The 13,938-nt window shown below is 68.4% G+C and carries 14 protein-coding genes; 9 read left to right on the top strand and 5 right to left on the bottom strand.

The genetic code is table 11. From position 1 onward, the window contains the following. Positions 1 to 2: 2 nt before the first annotated feature. Together AC3WQR_RS16520 and gbd are read right to left on the bottom strand one after the other, a co-directional pair. On the bottom strand, positions 3 to 2,345 hold the full coding sequence (locus AC3WQR_RS16520; RefSeq protein ID WP_492742808.1) for a type VI secretion system Vgr family protein: 2,343 nt from the start codon (positions 2,343 to 2,345) through the stop codon (positions 3 to 5). Between the two features lie 175 nt (positions 2,346 to 2,520). Beyond that, entirely contained in the window at positions 2,521 to 3,657 is a 1,137-nt protein-coding gene (gene gbd, locus AC3WQR_RS16515; RefSeq protein ID WP_095947634.1) for a 4-hydroxybutyrate dehydrogenase, read from the bottom strand. A 63-nt stretch (positions 3,658 to 3,720) separates the two neighbouring features. Here gbd and AC3WQR_RS16510 point away from each other — a divergent pair, with 63 nt between their 5' ends. Genes AC3WQR_RS16510 through AC3WQR_RS16500 form a run of 3 tightly spaced genes read left to right on the top strand, consistent with a single transcriptional unit; the run spans position 3,721 to position 6,439 of the window. Continuing rightward, complete coding sequence (locus AC3WQR_RS16510; RefSeq protein WP_492742806.1) at positions 3,721 to 4,593, top strand: 2-keto-4-pentenoate hydratase; 873 nt, start codon at positions 3,721 to 3,723, stop codon at positions 4,591 to 4,593. 50 nt (positions 4,594 to 4,643) lie between these two features. Beyond that, positions 4,644 to 5,558, top strand: coding sequence for an alpha/beta hydrolase (locus AC3WQR_RS16505; protein WP_492742895.1), 915 nt, complete (start codon positions 4,644 to 4,646; stop codon positions 5,556 to 5,558). Beyond that, positions 5,555 to 6,439 carry a YbgC/FadM family acyl-CoA thioesterase gene (locus AC3WQR_RS16500; protein ID WP_095947637.1) on the top strand — a complete coding sequence of 295 codons (885 nt, stop codon included), beginning with the start codon at positions 5,555 to 5,557 and terminating at the stop codon, positions 6,437 to 6,439. Before AC3WQR_RS16505 ends, AC3WQR_RS16500 begins: the two co-directional genes overlap by 4 nt. Positions 6,440 to 6,449: 10 nt before the next feature. Here the strand turns inward: AC3WQR_RS16500 and AC3WQR_RS16495 are convergent, their stop codons facing one another. After that, complete coding sequence (locus AC3WQR_RS16495; protein WP_139705823.1) at positions 6,450 to 7,379, bottom strand: hypothetical protein; 930 nt, start codon at positions 7,377 to 7,379, stop codon at positions 6,450 to 6,452. Positions 7,380 to 7,526: 147 nt separating this feature from the next. Further along, positions 7,527 to 8,453, bottom strand: a complete 927-nt coding sequence (ygfZ, locus tag AC3WQR_RS16490) for a CAF17-like 4Fe-4S cluster assembly/insertion protein YgfZ (RefSeq protein ID WP_070060618.1) — start codon at positions 8,451 to 8,453, stop codon at positions 7,527 to 7,529. Positions 8,454 to 8,591: 138 nt separating this feature from the next. Between ygfZ and mltG the strand changes: the two genes are divergently transcribed. From mltG to AC3WQR_RS16460, 6 genes are all read left to right on the top strand, one after another. Then, positions 8,592 to 9,617: an endolytic transglycosylase MltG gene (mltG, locus tag AC3WQR_RS16485; protein ID WP_492726687.1), complete on the top strand. Its 1,026-nt coding sequence runs from the start codon at positions 8,592 to 8,594 to the stop codon at positions 9,615 to 9,617. 5 nt (positions 9,618 to 9,622) lie between these two features. Continuing rightward, complete coding sequence (tmk, locus tag AC3WQR_RS16480; RefSeq protein WP_492742894.1) at positions 9,623 to 10,294, top strand: dTMP kinase; 672 nt, start codon at positions 9,623 to 9,625, stop codon at positions 10,292 to 10,294. Next, positions 10,291 to 11,313 carry a DNA polymerase III delta subunit-related protein gene (locus tag AC3WQR_RS16475; protein ID WP_492742805.1) on the top strand — a complete coding sequence of 341 codons (1,023 nt, stop codon included), beginning with the start codon at positions 10,291 to 10,293 and terminating at the stop codon, positions 11,311 to 11,313. The genes tmk and AC3WQR_RS16475 overlap by 4 nt, the downstream gene beginning before the upstream one ends. Continuing rightward, positions 11,310 to 11,696, top strand: coding sequence for a PilZ domain-containing protein (locus AC3WQR_RS16470; protein ID WP_307638204.1), 387 nt, complete (start codon positions 11,310 to 11,312; stop codon positions 11,694 to 11,696). Before AC3WQR_RS16475 ends, AC3WQR_RS16470 begins: the two co-directional genes overlap by 4 nt. 85 nt (positions 11,697 to 11,781) lie before the next feature. Further along, on the top strand, positions 11,782 to 12,588 hold the full coding sequence (locus tag AC3WQR_RS16465) for a TatD family hydrolase (RefSeq protein ID WP_139705956.1): 807 nt from the start codon (positions 11,782 to 11,784) through the stop codon (positions 12,586 to 12,588). Next, on the top strand, positions 12,585 to 13,265 hold the full coding sequence (locus tag AC3WQR_RS16460; protein WP_492742803.1) for an ankyrin repeat domain-containing protein: 681 nt from the start codon (positions 12,585 to 12,587) through the stop codon (positions 13,263 to 13,265). Before AC3WQR_RS16465 ends, AC3WQR_RS16460 begins: the two co-directional genes overlap by 4 nt. A 443-nt stretch (positions 13,266 to 13,708) precedes the next feature. Here the strand turns inward: AC3WQR_RS16460 and AC3WQR_RS16455 are convergent. After that, positions 13,709 to 13,938 (bottom strand): 5'-nucleotidase (locus tag AC3WQR_RS16455; protein ID WP_492742801.1); only part of this gene is annotated, 230 nt, incomplete at its 5' end.

The following is a 13,938-nucleotide window of genomic DNA, read 5'->3' as shown; positions in this document are numbered from 1 at the left end:
GCTCAGACCTTGACGGTCATCGCCTTGGCGGCGAAGGCCAGGCCGCCGCTGGCGATCTTCATGCCGATGTTCGCGACTTTGAGCATCTTCCCCTCGATCTCGGTCGCCGAGTTCTGCGAGCGGAACACCGCCACGTCGAGCCGGATGCCCGAGAACTGCGAGTTGAGGATGTAGTTCTGCTGGCGCAGCCCCCACAGGTCGAGCGCCAGCCCGACCGCCGAGAAACGCGCCCCCACGCCGCCCGCGCGATACCAGCGCCAGTCGTTGCTCTTGGCGTAGTTGTTGACGTAGGTCTTCGAGTTGTTCGTGTAGTCGTTCGTGATGTTCTTGTAGGTGTTGGACGTCGTGTTGTAGACGTTCGTGTTGATCACGTGCTGCGTCGTGTTGTGGATGTGGTTCGTGGTGTTGAAGGTCACGTCCGGCGAGGTGTGGACCGTGGGTCCGGTCACCGTGGTGTTCGACGGGCCGTTCACATGCACGGTGTTCGACGTGTTGATGGTGTCGTTGCGGCCCGCGCTCACGAAGCGGATTTCCTGCCCGTCGATGGTGCCGTTGAAGCCGCCGCTGATGGCGAGCGTCACGCCGCCGGAGATGGTGTCGTTCAGTCCGCCGCTGAGCGTGCGCGTCTTGCCGCCCGTGATGCGCTGCGTCACGCCGCCGCTCACGGTTTCGCTGAAGCCGCCCGTCACGTCGCGCGTGTCGCCGCCGGTGATGGTTTCTGTCGCGCCGGCGGTGATGTCGCGCGTCTCGCCGTCCTGGTAGGTGGCCGACTCGTGGCCCTTGATGAGGGTGGTGCGGGTGCCGTCGGTGGTGTGGGTCTCGTCGGCTTCCACTTCGACGTCGAGGTTGCGCTCGGCGTGCAGCAGGATCTGCTCGGCGCCCGCGCGGTCCTCGAAGCGCAGCATGTTGGCCTGGTTGGCCGCGCCGCCGGTGCTGGAGCGCGTGAGGATGCCGCTGGCCGTGGCGTTGGCGGGCAGCTCCCACGGCGGCATCTGGTCGCTGTTGTAGACGCGGCCGGTGATGATGGGGCGGTCGGGCTGGCCGCCGATGAAATCGACGATCACTTCCTGGCCCACGCGCGGCATGTGCATGGTGCCGTAGTTGGCGCCGGCCCAGTTGCTCGACACGCGCACCCAGCACGAGCTGTTCTCGTCCGACTGGCCGTAGCGGTCCCAGCGGAACTGCAGCTTCACGCGGCCGAAGCGGTCGGTCCAGATCTCTTCGGGGCCGACCACGGTGGCGGTCTGCGGGCCATTGGTGCGCGGGCGCGGCGTGGTGCGCGCGGGTCGGTAGGGCACGGCCGAGGGCAGCACGGTGAAGTCGAACTCGCACGCCGATTCGCTGCTGCCGCCGGTCGAGTATTCGGGCTCGCGCAGGTCGTAGCGCGTTCCGGTGACGAGGTACTCGCGGTTGTCGGCCTCGCGCGGGCAGTGCGTCATCTCGAACAGGTGGCCCGGCGCCATGCCCACCACGTTGGTGTGGCCCGAGGCCAGCTCGTGCGCGCACTGCAGCTCCTGCAGGCGGATCTTCGCGTAGGCGTCGCCTTGCTGGTGCTCGCTGTAGCCACCGAGCCATTCATAGACTTCGTAGGTCGCGTGGTCGTGGCCCTTGGGGTCCTGCTGCACGCTTTGCAGCGAGGCGCGCGACTTCCTGAAGTCGAAGTCGTCGAGCATCACGCGGCCCGAGGTGATCTGCTCGGCCACGCGCCAGCGGTCGATGCAGGGCTCCAGCGCATTCACCACGCGGTCGCGCGGGCGGTAGGGAATGCGCGCGTGGCCCGGCAGCGGGTGGTAGCCGCCCGTGTCGTCCGCCAGCACCAGCAGGTGCGAGCCGTTGCCGTGCTCGAAGTGGTAGGCGATGCCTTCGTGCTCCATGAGGCGGCTCACGAAGGCGAAGTCGCTCTCCTGGTACTGCACGCAGTACTCCCACGGACGGTAGCTGCCCGTGAGGCGCTTCTCGAACTGGAAGCCGTACTTGCCCAGCACCGCATCGAGCACCTCGGGCACGCTCTGGTTCTGGAAGATGCGGCAGTCGGTGGTGCGCGTGAGGTACCACAGCCACGGCTGCACGAGCGCGCGGTAGATGTAGTGGCGGCCGGTCTCGTTGGCGCGCCCGACGAGCTCGAAGCGCACCACGGTGCCGTTGAGGTAGCGCGTTGTGCCGTCGTCGGCAATGGCCAGCGTGAGCGAGGTGCCGAGCAGGCGCTTCAGGTCGAGGTTGAAGCTGGTGCTGACCATGTCGACCTCGAACTCGAAGAGTTGCGAGAGTCCTTCGTGTCCCCGCATCGCGCGGAACTTGAGCTGCTCGGCGCTCAGGACGGTATGGACTTGGACGGTACGCGGCATTCGACACTTCCCTGACCCCTCGGGCTTTCACGGATGCGAAGCCTCTGCAGATGGGGCCAAGCCAGTATGAAAACGCCGCGTGTCACATCCATGACGCGCCACATGCAAAAGGCCGTCGAAACGGCCTTTTGTGAAAGCGAATGCACGCCTGCGCAGCAGGAGTGACGCAAAGGTTTTACATCGACGCTTCGAGCATCGCCTTGTAGTCGTCGCGCGTGGCCAGCCGCGGGTTGGTCTTGTGGCAGTGGTCGGCCATGGCGCCGTCGATGATCTGTTCGAACATCGCGGGCGTCACGCCCACTTCGGCCAGGCCCTTGGGCAGGCCCAGGCGCGCGTTCATGTCGCGGATCGCGTGGCCGAGGTCGCCGGCCGAGTCCAGGTGCATGGCCTGCGCCATGCGCTGCAGGCGCTGTTCCTTCTGCACCGACTCGGCGCCCGAATTGAAGTGGATCACCGCCGGCAGGAAGAGGGCGTTGAGCGTGCCGTGGTGCAGGCGCGGATCGACGCCGCCCAGGCTGTGGCTCAGCGAGTGCACGCAGCCCAGGCCCTTCTGGAAGGCCATGGCGCCCTGCATCGACGCGCTCATGAGGTTCAGGCGCGCCTCGCGGTCGCTGCCGTCCTTGGTGGCGCGTTCGATGTGGCCCCAGGCACGCTCCAGGCCGTCGAGGCCGATGCCGTCGGCCGGCGGGTTGAAGGCGGCCGACATGAAGGTTTCCATGCAGTGCGCAATGGCGTCCATGCCGGTGGCGGCCGTGAGCCGGGGCGGCAGGCCGAGCGTGAGTTCGGGGTCGCAGATGGCGGCCTTGGGCATGAGGAACCAGCTGTGAAAGCCCAGCTTGCGGTGGTCGTCGACGATGACGATGGCGCCGCGCGCCACCTCGCTGCCGGTGCCGCTGGTGGTGGGCACGGCAATGAGCGGCACCGCGCGCTCGGTGATCTTGGGCGAGCCGCCTTCGATGGTGGCGTAGGTCTTGAGCGGGCCGTCGTGCGTGGCCGCGATGGCCACGCCCTTGGCGCAGTCGATGGCCGAGCCGCCGCCCACGGCGATGAGGCCGTCACAGCGGCCGCTGCGGTACAGCTCGACGGCGGCGCGCACCGCGGCTTCGGTCGGGTTGGAGGGCGTCTGATCGAACACCGAGACCTCGAGATCGGCGATGGCGTCGAGCGCCTTCTGCAGCACGCCGGCCGCGCGCACGCCGGCGTCGGTGACGATCAGGGGGCGGTTGATGCCGATGCGCGCGCACTCGCTCGACAGGAGCTTGATGGCGCCGAATTCGAACTGGATCTGGGTGAGGTATTGGATGAGGGCCATGAGGGGGAACGCCCGAGGGCAGTACGATTGCTGACCGTTCGAATCTAACAAGAGGGGACATTCTTGCCCACCAACAAAACCCTTGCGTCTGTCGCACTGGGCTCAGCGCTGCTGGCCGCCTCGGTCCAGGCCGCCTGCCTCAGCGACACCCAGGTGGCCGACTTCGCCGCCGCGCAGGCGGCGCGCACGCCCGCCGCCGACATCGAGAACCTCAGCGAGGCCGACGCGGCCTGCACGCGCGCCAAGCTCAACGTGCTGCATGCGCGCAACCTCGGTGACGTGGTCGGCTACAAGGCGGGCCTGACCAACCCCGCGGTGCAAAAGCGCTTCAACTACGACCAGCCCGTGTGGGGCGTGCTCTACCAGCGCATGCTGCTCGACACCGGCGCGGTGGTCGATGCGGCCTTCGGCGCGCGGCCGCTGTTCGAAGCCGACATGCTGGTGCGCGTGAAGAGCGCCGACATCCACAAGGCGAAGACGCCGGCCGAGGTGCTGGCCAACATCGACCAGCTCATTCCCTTCATCGAGCTGCCCGACCTCGCGGTGCAGACGCCGTCGAAGCTCAACGGCCCGGGCGTGGCCGCGATCAACGTCGGTGCGCGGCTCGGCGTGCGCGGGCTGCCGGTCGACGTGCCGACCACGGCCGACGGCCAGTCCTGGATGCTCGAAAGCCTGCGCGACATGCGCGTGGTCATGAAGGACGGGCAGGGCAAGGAGCTGGCGACCGGCAAGGGATCGGACATCCTCGAGCACCCGCTCAACGCGGTGGTGTGGCTGGCCGGCGCGCTGGCCAAGGAAGGCATCACGCTGAAGCCGGGCGATCTGATCAGCCTGGGCTCGTTCTCGCCGCTGCTGCCGCCCAAGGCCGGGCAGACGGTGGTGGTGAGCTACGAAGGGCTGTCGCGCATGCAACCGGTGGTGGTGTCCTTCAAGTGAGCACGACCACGACAGCGAACCGCCTCGCGCAACCCGCACTCACCCCGAAGATGGCCGGCGTGGTCGAGCGCATGGCGCGCGCGGGCCATCCGCCGCTCGACCAGCTCACGCCCGACGAAGCCAAGGCCTCGTACGAAAAAGGCGCGGGCGTGCTCGAGGTGCCCAAGCCCGAACTGGCGCGCATCGAAGACTTCCACATCGCCGCGCGCGACGGCCACGCCATGCCCGCGCGGCTGTATGCGCCGTCGACCGAGGCGCTGCCGGTGCTGGTGTACTTCCACGGCGGCGGCTTCACGGTCGGCAACATCCGCACGCACGACACGCTGTGCCGCGTGCTCAGCCTCAAGAGCGGCTGCGCGGTGGTGTCGGTCGACTACCGGCTCGCGCCCGCGCACAAGTTTCCGACCGCATCGAACGATGCCTGGGACGCGTTCCAGTTCATCGCCACGCAGGGCGCGAGCCTCGGCCTCGACGGCACGCGCCTGGCGGTGGGCGGCGACAGCGCAGGCGGCACGCTGGCGGCCGTGTGCGCCATCCTGGCGCGCGATGCCGGCCTGCCGCTGGCGCTGCAGCTGCTCATCTACCCCGGCATGGCCGCGCACCAGGACACCGAGTCGCACCGACGCCATGTGGACGGCCCGCTGCTGACCAAGGCCATGATCGACTTCTTCTTCGCCCAGTACGTGAACACGCCCGCCGACCGCGACGACTGGCGTTTCGCGCCCCTGCTGGCCGACGACGTCGACGACGTGGCGCCGGCCTGGATCGGGCTGGCCGAGGCCGACCCGGTGGTGGACGAAGGCATCGCCTACGCCGACAAGCTGCGCGCCGCGGGCGTGGCGGTCGACCTGGAAATCTACCGTGGCGTGATCCACGAATTCATCAAGATGGGCCGCGCGATTCCCGAAGCGCTGCAGGCGCAGAACGACGCGGCCCGCGCACTGAAAGAGGCATTGAACCCATGAGCGAGAACAACAACACCCCGGTCCGCCGCGAGGACTTCCATTACTTCCACCGCCTGCGCGTGCGCTGGGCCGAGGTGGACATGCAGAAGATCGTCTTCAACGCGCACTACCTGATGTACTTCGACACCGCCATTGCCGACTACTGGCGCGCGATGGCGCTGCCGTACGAAGAGGCGATGCATTCGCTGGGCGGCGACCTGTACGTGCGCAAGGCGACCATCGACTTCCGCGCCTCGGCCCGCATGGACGACGTGATCGACGTGGGCATGAAGTGCGCGCGCATCGGCAACTCGTCGATCATTTTCCAGGGCGGCCTGTTCCGCCAGGACGAGTTCCTGGTGGGCTGCGAGCTCGTCTACGTGTTCGCCGACCCGGCCACGCAGACCTCGAAGCCGGTGCCCGCGGCCCTGCGCGAGACGCTGACGGCCTTCGAGGCCGGCGAGCCGATGCGCACCGTCGAGACCGGCGACTGGGCCACGCTCGGCGAAGGCGCGAGCGCGCTGCGCCGCGCCGTGTTCATCGAGGAACAGAACATTCCCAAGGAGCTGGAGTGGGACGCGCACGACGCCGTCGTGCTGCACGCGGTGGCGCGCAACCGGCTCGGCCAGGTCATCGGCACCGGCCGGCTGCTGCCCGCCGAGGACGGCGTCTCGCACATCGGCCGCATGGCGGTGCACCGCACCTTGCGCAGCGGCGGCCACGGCGCGGCCGTGGTGCAGGCGCTCGAAGAGGCGGCCCGCGCGCGCGGCGACCGCGAGGTGGCGCTCAACGCGCAGCGCAGCGCCGAGCGCTTCTATGCGCGGCTGGGCTACGCGGTGCACGGCCAGCCTTTCGAGGAAGCCGGCATTGCGCACATCGAGATGCGGCGCGCGCTGCGCTGAGCACTCCCGATCAGTAGCGGGCCGGCGGGTCCGGCACGTAGCCGGGGTCCGAGCCCGGGAACGGCGAGGGGCCCGACGGACGCGGCCAGCGCTGCGGCACCGGAATGACGCCCGCGGCGACCAGGTTCTCGCGGCTGTCGTAGCGGATGCGGATCACCTCGTCGGGCTGCGAGCTGGCGCGCTCGAAGGTCGTCTTGCCGACGTAGGAGGTCTCGCGCCGTCCGTGGGCCGTGCCCAGGCTCGGGCTGGGCGCGGACTGGCGGGCCATGGCGCCGGCCGACGACTCGGCGGCCATGTCGGCATTGCCGGCGCTGCCTGCGGGTGGGGCCGCCTTGGCGCGCGCATCGCCCATCGACGACGGTGCCGGCGGCGCCTCGCTGCGCCGTTCGCGGCTGCTGTTGCCGCCGCTGTACTCGTCACGCGACGGATACGGCGTCACGACCGGCGGCGGCGGTTCCGGCCGGCGTTCGCGGAACATCGCGACGCCGATCACGCCCACGTCGTCGGGGCGGCCGGTGCGGCTCGCGTAGGAGTTGCCGGCGGCGGCGAATTCGAAGGCCGCGATCTGCGAATCGCTCTTGCGCCAGCCCGCGATGTCGCTGCGCTCGCGCGGGCCGAACACGTAGCCGTTCTGGCCGACGCCGGCGGTTTCGCCGGTGACGACGTTGACGCCGTCCACCGACATCACGGCCATGATGCGTTCGCCCATCGCGTTGCGCGCCCGGATCGCATAGCGCGCGCCGGGGCGGCCGGCCACCCAGTACTCGCCGCGGTGGCGGTAGATCGGCAGTTCGGCGCCGCTCGTGCGGTCGACGATGCTGATGTTCATCAGGCCGCCGATGCGGCTGGCACCGGAGGGGTACGGCCGCATCGGGCTTTCCGCCCCCGCCGACAGCGCGGTCAGGGCCAGGACGGTGGTGAGGAGAAGTCTGCGCTGCATCATGGTGGCTTCCTTGCCAGGAGTGGATCGATGCAGGCTTCTACGGCGGGGCCTCGCGAACGGGGTTAAGCGTCGCGCAAAAAAAATGGCGCTGTCGGTGAGACAGCGCCAAGCGCCCCCGGAAAGAAGGCAGGGACGCAGGGGAAATCAGATGTCTTCGAGCAGCGGATAGGGCAGCGGCTCGACCGACAGCGCCGGCCCGCCGGGCGCCCCCGCGTGCAGGCCGCCGGCCTCGAGCGCGGCGATCTGGATGGAGATGAGCGCCGACCAGCCGCCGTCGGGCGCGGGCGCGGCCTGCGCCACCGTGCCCACGGGCTGTTCGGCGTCGTTGGCTGCGAACACCTCCTGGCCCGCGGCCAGCGGCGCGTCGGTCTGCGCGAGGTAGGTGCGGCGCTTGAGCGTGCCGCGGAACTGGCTGCGCGCCACGATTTCCTGGCCGGGGTAGCAGCCCTTCTTGAAGTTCACGCCGCCCACCGACTCGTAATTGATCATCTGCGGCACGAAGGCCTCGATCACCGGCGTGGTGAGCGTGACGATGCCGCTGCGCACCTCGCTCCAGGGCCACAGGGCGGCGTCGAGCGTGGGGCCCACGGGCGCCTTCTGGTCGGCCGGCGCGATCCACAGCGCGCGCGGCACGCCGTCGGCCGGGTACAGCGACACCACGCTGATGTCTTCACCGATGGCCGTGCGGCGACCGGGCGGCAAGGCCGCGTCCAGGCCGTTGGCGGTCAGGGCGGTGCCGGCCACGCCGTGCAGCGCGAACTGCTCGGTGGCGTCGGTCAGCTTGACCTTGGCGCGCAGCACGTACATCGACAGGCGCTTGAGCGTGGCCGCCAGGATGTCGCGGCTGCACACCAGCAGGATGAGTTCGGGCTGCGGGCGGATGCCGATGAAGCTGGCGATCACGCGGCCCTTGGCCGTGCAAAGCGCCGCCAGGCGGGCTTCGGTGGCGCCGAGCAGCGAGAAATCCTGCGTGAGCTGGCCGTGCAGGAAGCTGGCGGCATCGGGGCCTTCGGCGCGGATCACGCCGAGGTGGGGAAGGGTGCTCACCCCGTTGAGAACGACTGTGGTCATCGCTGAATTATCATGGCCGTGCCTGTTCCTTCGGGGCGGCAGGGATTCCCCGTCGCAGCGACGGGGCCGGCCGTTCCCGCGGGTCGGTGTCCATCTGCTTGCCAGCCCTTTTTCTTCCTCCGTCTTTTCCTCGGATTCGTGCGCAGCTTCTTCCTCACGCTCTTCCTGCTCGTGGCCCTGGCCGTCCTGGCGCTCGGCGGCGCCGGTCTCTGGTGGGTGCACCAGCCGCTCAAGTTGCCGACGCCCAGCGTCGACCTGTCGGTGGAGCCCGGCACCACGCCGCGCGGCATCGCGCAGGCCGTGGCCGACACCGGTGTCGACGTGCAGCCTCAGCTGCTGTACCTGTGGTTCCGCGTCTCGGGGCAAGACCGCCAGATGCGCGCCGGCAGTTACGAACTGGAACGCGGTGTCACGCCCAAACTGCTGCTCAACGTCCTGGTGCGCGGCGAGGAAGCCACGCGCAGCGTGGTGCTGGTCGAAGGCTGGAACATCCGCCAGGTGCGCGCCGCGCTCGCCAAGTCCGAGCAGCTCAAGCCCGAAAGCGTGGGCATGAGCGAAGACGCGTTGATGGCCGCGCTGGGCAAGCCGGGCCTGCACCCCGAAGGCCGCTTCTTCCCGGACACGTACACCTACTCGAAGGGCTCGACCGACATCGCGCTGCTGCAGCGCGCCATGCGGGCCATGGACAAGAAGCTCGAGGCCGCCTGGGCAGCGCGCGCGGCCGATCTGCCGCTCAAATCGGCCGACGAGGCGCTTATTCTGGCCAGCATTGTCGAAAAGGAGACAGGCAAGGCCAACGACCGCGCGGAGATTGCCGCCGTCTTCACCAACCGGCTGCGCATCGGCATGCCGCTGCAGACCGACCCGACCGTGATCTACGGCATGGGCACCGCCTTCGACGGCAACCTGCGCAAGCGCGACCTGCAGACCGACACGCCCTGGAACACCTACACCCGCGGCGGCCTGCCGCCCACGCCGATCGCCATGCCCGGCAAGGCCGCGCTGCTGGCGGCCGTGCAGCCGGCGCAGAGCAAGTCGCTGTACTTCGTCTCGCGCGGCGATGGCACGAGCCAGTTCAGCAGCTCGCTCGACGACCACAACCGCGCGGTCAACCGCTACCAGCGAGGCGGTGGCAGCAGCTCCCAACCCAAGGCGACCCAATGAGTTCGATCAGCAATGGCGGTCTGTTTCTGACGCTGGAAGGCATCGACGGCGCGGGCAAGTCCAGCCACCTCGACGCGCTGGAAGCCCGCTTCAAGGCGCAGGGCCGCACCGTGGTGCGCACGCGCGAACCCGGCGGTACGCCGCTGGCCGAGACGCTGCGCGGGCTGGTGCTCGAGCAGCCGATGAACCCGCTGACCGAATCGCTGCTGGTGTTCGCGGCGCGCTGCGACCACATCGCGCAGGTCATCGAACCGGCGCTGGCGCGCGGCGAGGTCGTGCTGTGCGACCGTTTCACCGACGCCACCTTTGCCTACCAGGGCGCGGGACGCGGCTTCGACACCGCCGTGCTGGCGACCCTCGAACAGTGGGTGCAGGCGGGCCGGGCCGGTGTGCCGGCTTCGCAACTGCTGCAGCCCCAAGTGACCGTGTGGTTCGACCTCGCCCCCGAGATCGCCGCCCAGCGCCTGGCCGGTGCGCGCGTGCCCGACAAGTTCGAGGCCCAGCCCGTCGAGTTCTTCCGCCGCGTGGCGCAGGGCTATGCAGACCGCGCCGCCGCCGATGCGTCGCGCTTCGTACGCATCGATGCGAGCCAGGCCCGCGACCAGGTCTGGCAACAGATCGACACGGCGCTGGTGGCGCGTGGCGTGCTGTCGCCGGTGCAGGGAGCGGCCCAATGAGCGAGCCGGTGAACACGCTGACCCCGTGGCTGCGCCAGCCCTTGGCCGAGCTGCTGCGCCAGCGCGGCCATGCCTGGCTGCTGCAAGGCCCGTCGGGCATCGGCCAGTACGAACTCGCCCTGGCGCTCGCCGCCGCCTGGTTGTGCGAACAGCCGGTGGAGGAGGGCGGTGCCGCCTGCGGCCACTGCGCGAGCTGCCACGCCATCGAGGTCCGCACCCACGCCGATCTGTGCGTGCTGATGCCCGAGGTCGCGATGCAGGAACTGGGCTGGCCGCTTGACGAAAAGGCGCAGTCCGACATCGACGACAAGAAGCGCAAGGCCAGCCGCGAGATCCGCGTCGAAGCCATGCGCGATGCGGTCGGCTTTGCGCAGCGCACCAGCGCGCGCGGTCGCGGCAAGGTCGTGCTCGTGTATCCGGCCGAGCGCATGAACACCATCACCGCCAACGCGCTGCTCAAGACGCTCGAGGAACCCGTCGGCGACGTGCGCTTCGTGCTCGCCAGCGAAGCCGCGTGGCAGCTGCTGCCGACCATCCGCAGCCGCTGCCTGGGCTTCACGCTGCCCTGGCCCGAAACCGCCGAGGCCGAGGCCTGGCTGGCGGCGCAGGACGTGCCCGCCGCCGATGCCGCGCAACTGCTGCGTGCCGCGGGCGGACGGCCCAGCGATGCGCTGCGGCTGGCGCGCTCGGGCCAGTCGCCCAAGGCGTGGTCGCTGCTGCCCAAGGCCGTGTTGCGCGGCGACGTGGGCGCGCTGGCCGACCAGGCGCCGGCCCAGGCCGTTGTCTCGCTGCAAAAGCTCTGCCACGACCTGATGGCCGTGGGCCACGGCGCCGAACCCCGATTCTTTGATGCGGCCGACCTGCCACCGGCCCCGCACAAGCTGGCGCTGGCGCGCTGGTCGAAGTCGCTCGCCGCCGCCGCGCGGACCGCCGAGCACCCGTTCAACGCCGGCCTCATGCTCGAAGCGCTTGTGAGCGAGGCGCGAAGCACCCTAAACTCTGCCGCTCGCCGCCCATGAACCAACCTGTCGCTCCCGCCGCTGCCGCTTTGTCTGCCACGCCCGCCCGGCCGAGCGTCATCCAGCTCGCCATCAAGGAAAAGGGCGCGCTCTACGCGGCCTACATCCCGCTGTTTGCCGAGGGCGGCATCTTCATTCCAACCACGCGCGAATACCGGCTGGGCGACGACGTCTACGTGCTGCTCACGCTGCCCGAAGACCCGCAGCGCTATCCGGTGGCTGGCAAGGTCGCCTGGATCACGCCGGCCCGCGCCGCCGGCAACCGGGCGCCGGGCGTCGGTGTGCGCTTTCCCTCGGACGAGAAGTCGCGCCAGCTGAAGGCGCGCATCGAAGCCGCGCTCGGTGGCTCCATGGCCTCCGACCGCCCGACCCAGACCATCTGAGTTCTTTCTCCGCCGCCGTCCCCGTGACGCGGAACTCCGGACACGGCGCGATCTCCCACAGGCGCGCCGCACTTCATCCTTTCCGATGTTCACCGACTCCCACTGCCACCTGACCTTTCCCGAATTCGCGGACCAGATGCCCCAGATCCGCGCCGCCATGGCCGCCGCCAAGGTCGACCGGGCGCTGTGCATCTGCACCAAGCTCGAGGAATTCGATGACGTGCAGGCCCTGGCCGCCAGCTACGACAACTTCTGGGCCAGCGTGGGCGTGCACCCCGACAACGAGGACATCGCCGAGCCCACCGTGGAAGACCTGGTGCGCCTGTCGGCGCGCCCGCGTGTCGTAGCCATCGGCGAAACCGGCCTCGACTACTACCAGATGGAAGAACGCAAGGGCGGCCGCAGCATCGCCGATATGGAGTGGCAGCGCGACCGCTTCCGCGTGCACATCCGCGCCGCGCAGCAGACCCGCAAGCCGCTCATCATCCACACGCGTGACGCCTCGGCCGACACGCTGGCCATCCTCAAGGAGGAAGGCGAGGACGGCGCGGGCAGGGCGGCCGGCGGCGTGTTCCATTGCTTCACCGAAACCGCCGAGGTGGCGCGCGCCGCGCTCGACCTGGGTTTCTACATCTCCTTTTCGGGCATCCTGACCTTCAAGAAAGCCCAGGACCTGCGCGACGTGGCGGCCTTCGTGCCGCTGGACCGCATGCTGATCGAGACGGACAGCCCGTACCTCGCGCCCGTGCCGTACCGCGGCAAGACCAACAATCCGTCGTATGTGCCCTTCGTGGCGCAACAGATCGCCGAACTGCGACAAATGCCCGTAGAGGACATCGCCAAGGCGACAAGCGACAACTTCGAAACATTGTTCAGGGAAGTCAAATCATGAAAAACTTCTTTAAGAAGTCGGTATATCTTGTTGTCATGGCTGCATCTTTTGCAGCGCATGCCGGTTCGTTCGAAGACTTTTTCCGCGCCGTGCGCGGCGACAACGCCAGCGGTGTGCGCACCCTGCTGAACCGCGGTTTCGACCCGAACACGCGTGACGAACACGGCCAGACCGGCTTGATGCTCGCGCTGCGCGAGCCGTCGCCGAAGGTCATCCAGGTGCTGATGGAGTCGCCGCAGCTCAACGTCGACCTGGCCAACGCCAAGGACGAAACGCCGCTCATGCTGGCATCGATCAAGGGCCAGCAGGACCTGGTGGTGCAACTGCTCAAGCGCGACGCTGCCGTCAACAAGACCGGCTGGGCACCGCTGCATTACGCGGCGAGCAGCGGGCAACTGTCGATCATGAAGCTGCTGCTCGAGAACCACGCCTTCATCGACGCCCAGTCGCCCAACGGCACCACGCCGCTGATGATGGCCGCAATGTACGGATCGAACGACGCCGTGAAGCTGCTGCTGGCCGAAGGCGCGGACACGGCGATGAAGAACCAGCTTGGCATGACTGCGGTCGACTTTGCAGTGAAGGCTAATCGGGCTGAGTCTGCGGAGCTGATCAAGGCGGCTGGGGATGCGAAGGCGAATGGGGTGAAGGCGGTGCCGAAGGATGGGAAGTGGTGAGCGGTCGGATGGGCTGAATACAGTTGGGATGGTCCATCTGAAGAAAACACAATGTGCATTATGTAAAATGACTTGTGTGCGGACGGAACGCTTGCCGCGGCGAATCTGAGAACCTGGGCAGTCCTCGACCCTGCGCGGACAATATTCCGCTAACACTTTGAGCGATAAAGTGCTTCCAAGTGGACCAAAAACACAAGACTGGCGCGAAAATTCAGACAAAAAATGCGAGACACGCGCGGACGCGTCCTGACGCCGGAAGCACGCTCAGCCCCAGTGGCGCGACGAAAAAGTCGCTGACGGCTTGACGAAAAACTGAGGACAGCCGGACAACAAGCACTGGACTGCCGCAGTTTCGTGACAACAAACGCAGGACAGGTGCAGCCCACACGTGTCGATCTCCACACGGCCCCGCCGCCCGCGCTGCGAGCGGGATCACCGCAGCTTCAATCCGCACCCGACAACGGGCTCGGTGCCTTTTCCTGATTGGTGACTCCGAACGGGATGTGCACAGAGGGCACCACCGTGCTCGCCGATTGGAGGTGGCCCGATTGATCGTCAAAGAAAATATGCGGCTTCAACACGGCGAGGACGCGCCCTGTTGATTGCCGCCGAAAACTGACCCAGCTAACGCAGTAATTTCCGTCTAAGACTGACCCACGTAAAACCCTACCCT

The organism is Variovorax sp. FW305-3-2-15-B-LB1, assembly GCF_058787635.1.
Note: the sequence above shows the minus strand (reverse complement) of the source record. Positions and strands in the feature narration are given on the sequence as shown.

What these genes read in the sequence shown, in the direction of transcription:
- gbd (WP_095947634.1), bottom strand. Translation starts at nt 3,657, where the DNA reads ATGGCCCTCATCCAATACCTCACCCAGATCCAGTTCGAATTCGGCGCC.
- AC3WQR_RS16495 (WP_139705823.1), bottom strand. Translation starts at nt 7,379, where the DNA reads ATGCAGCGCAGACTTCTCCTCACCACCGTCCTGGCCCTGACCGCGCTG.
- AC3WQR_RS16470 (WP_307638204.1), top strand. Translation starts at nt 11,310, where the DNA reads ATGAACCAACCTGTCGCTCCCGCCGCTGCCGCTTTGTCTGCCACGCCC.
- AC3WQR_RS16460 (WP_492742803.1), top strand. Translation starts at nt 12,585, where the DNA reads ATGAAAAACTTCTTTAAGAAGTCGGTATATCTTGTTGTCATGGCTGCA.
- AC3WQR_RS16475 (WP_492742805.1), top strand. Translation starts at nt 10,291, where the DNA reads ATGAGCGAGCCGGTGAACACGCTGACCCCGTGGCTGCGCCAGCCCTTG.
- AC3WQR_RS16505 (WP_492742895.1), top strand. Translation starts at nt 4,644, where the DNA reads ATGGCCGGCGTGGTCGAGCGCATGGCGCGCGCGGGCCATCCGCCGCTC.
- ygfZ (WP_070060618.1), bottom strand. Translation starts at nt 8,453, where the DNA reads ATGACCACAGTCGTTCTCAACGGGGTGAGCACCCTTCCCCACCTCGGC.
- AC3WQR_RS16500 (WP_095947637.1), top strand. Translation starts at nt 5,555, where the DNA reads ATGAGCGAGAACAACAACACCCCGGTCCGCCGCGAGGACTTCCATTAC.
- AC3WQR_RS16520 (WP_492742808.1), bottom strand. Translation starts at nt 2,345, where the DNA reads ATGCCGCGTACCGTCCAAGTCCATACCGTCCTGAGCGCCGAGCAGCTC.
- AC3WQR_RS16465 (WP_139705956.1), top strand. Translation starts at nt 11,782, where the DNA reads ATGTTCACCGACTCCCACTGCCACCTGACCTTTCCCGAATTCGCGGAC.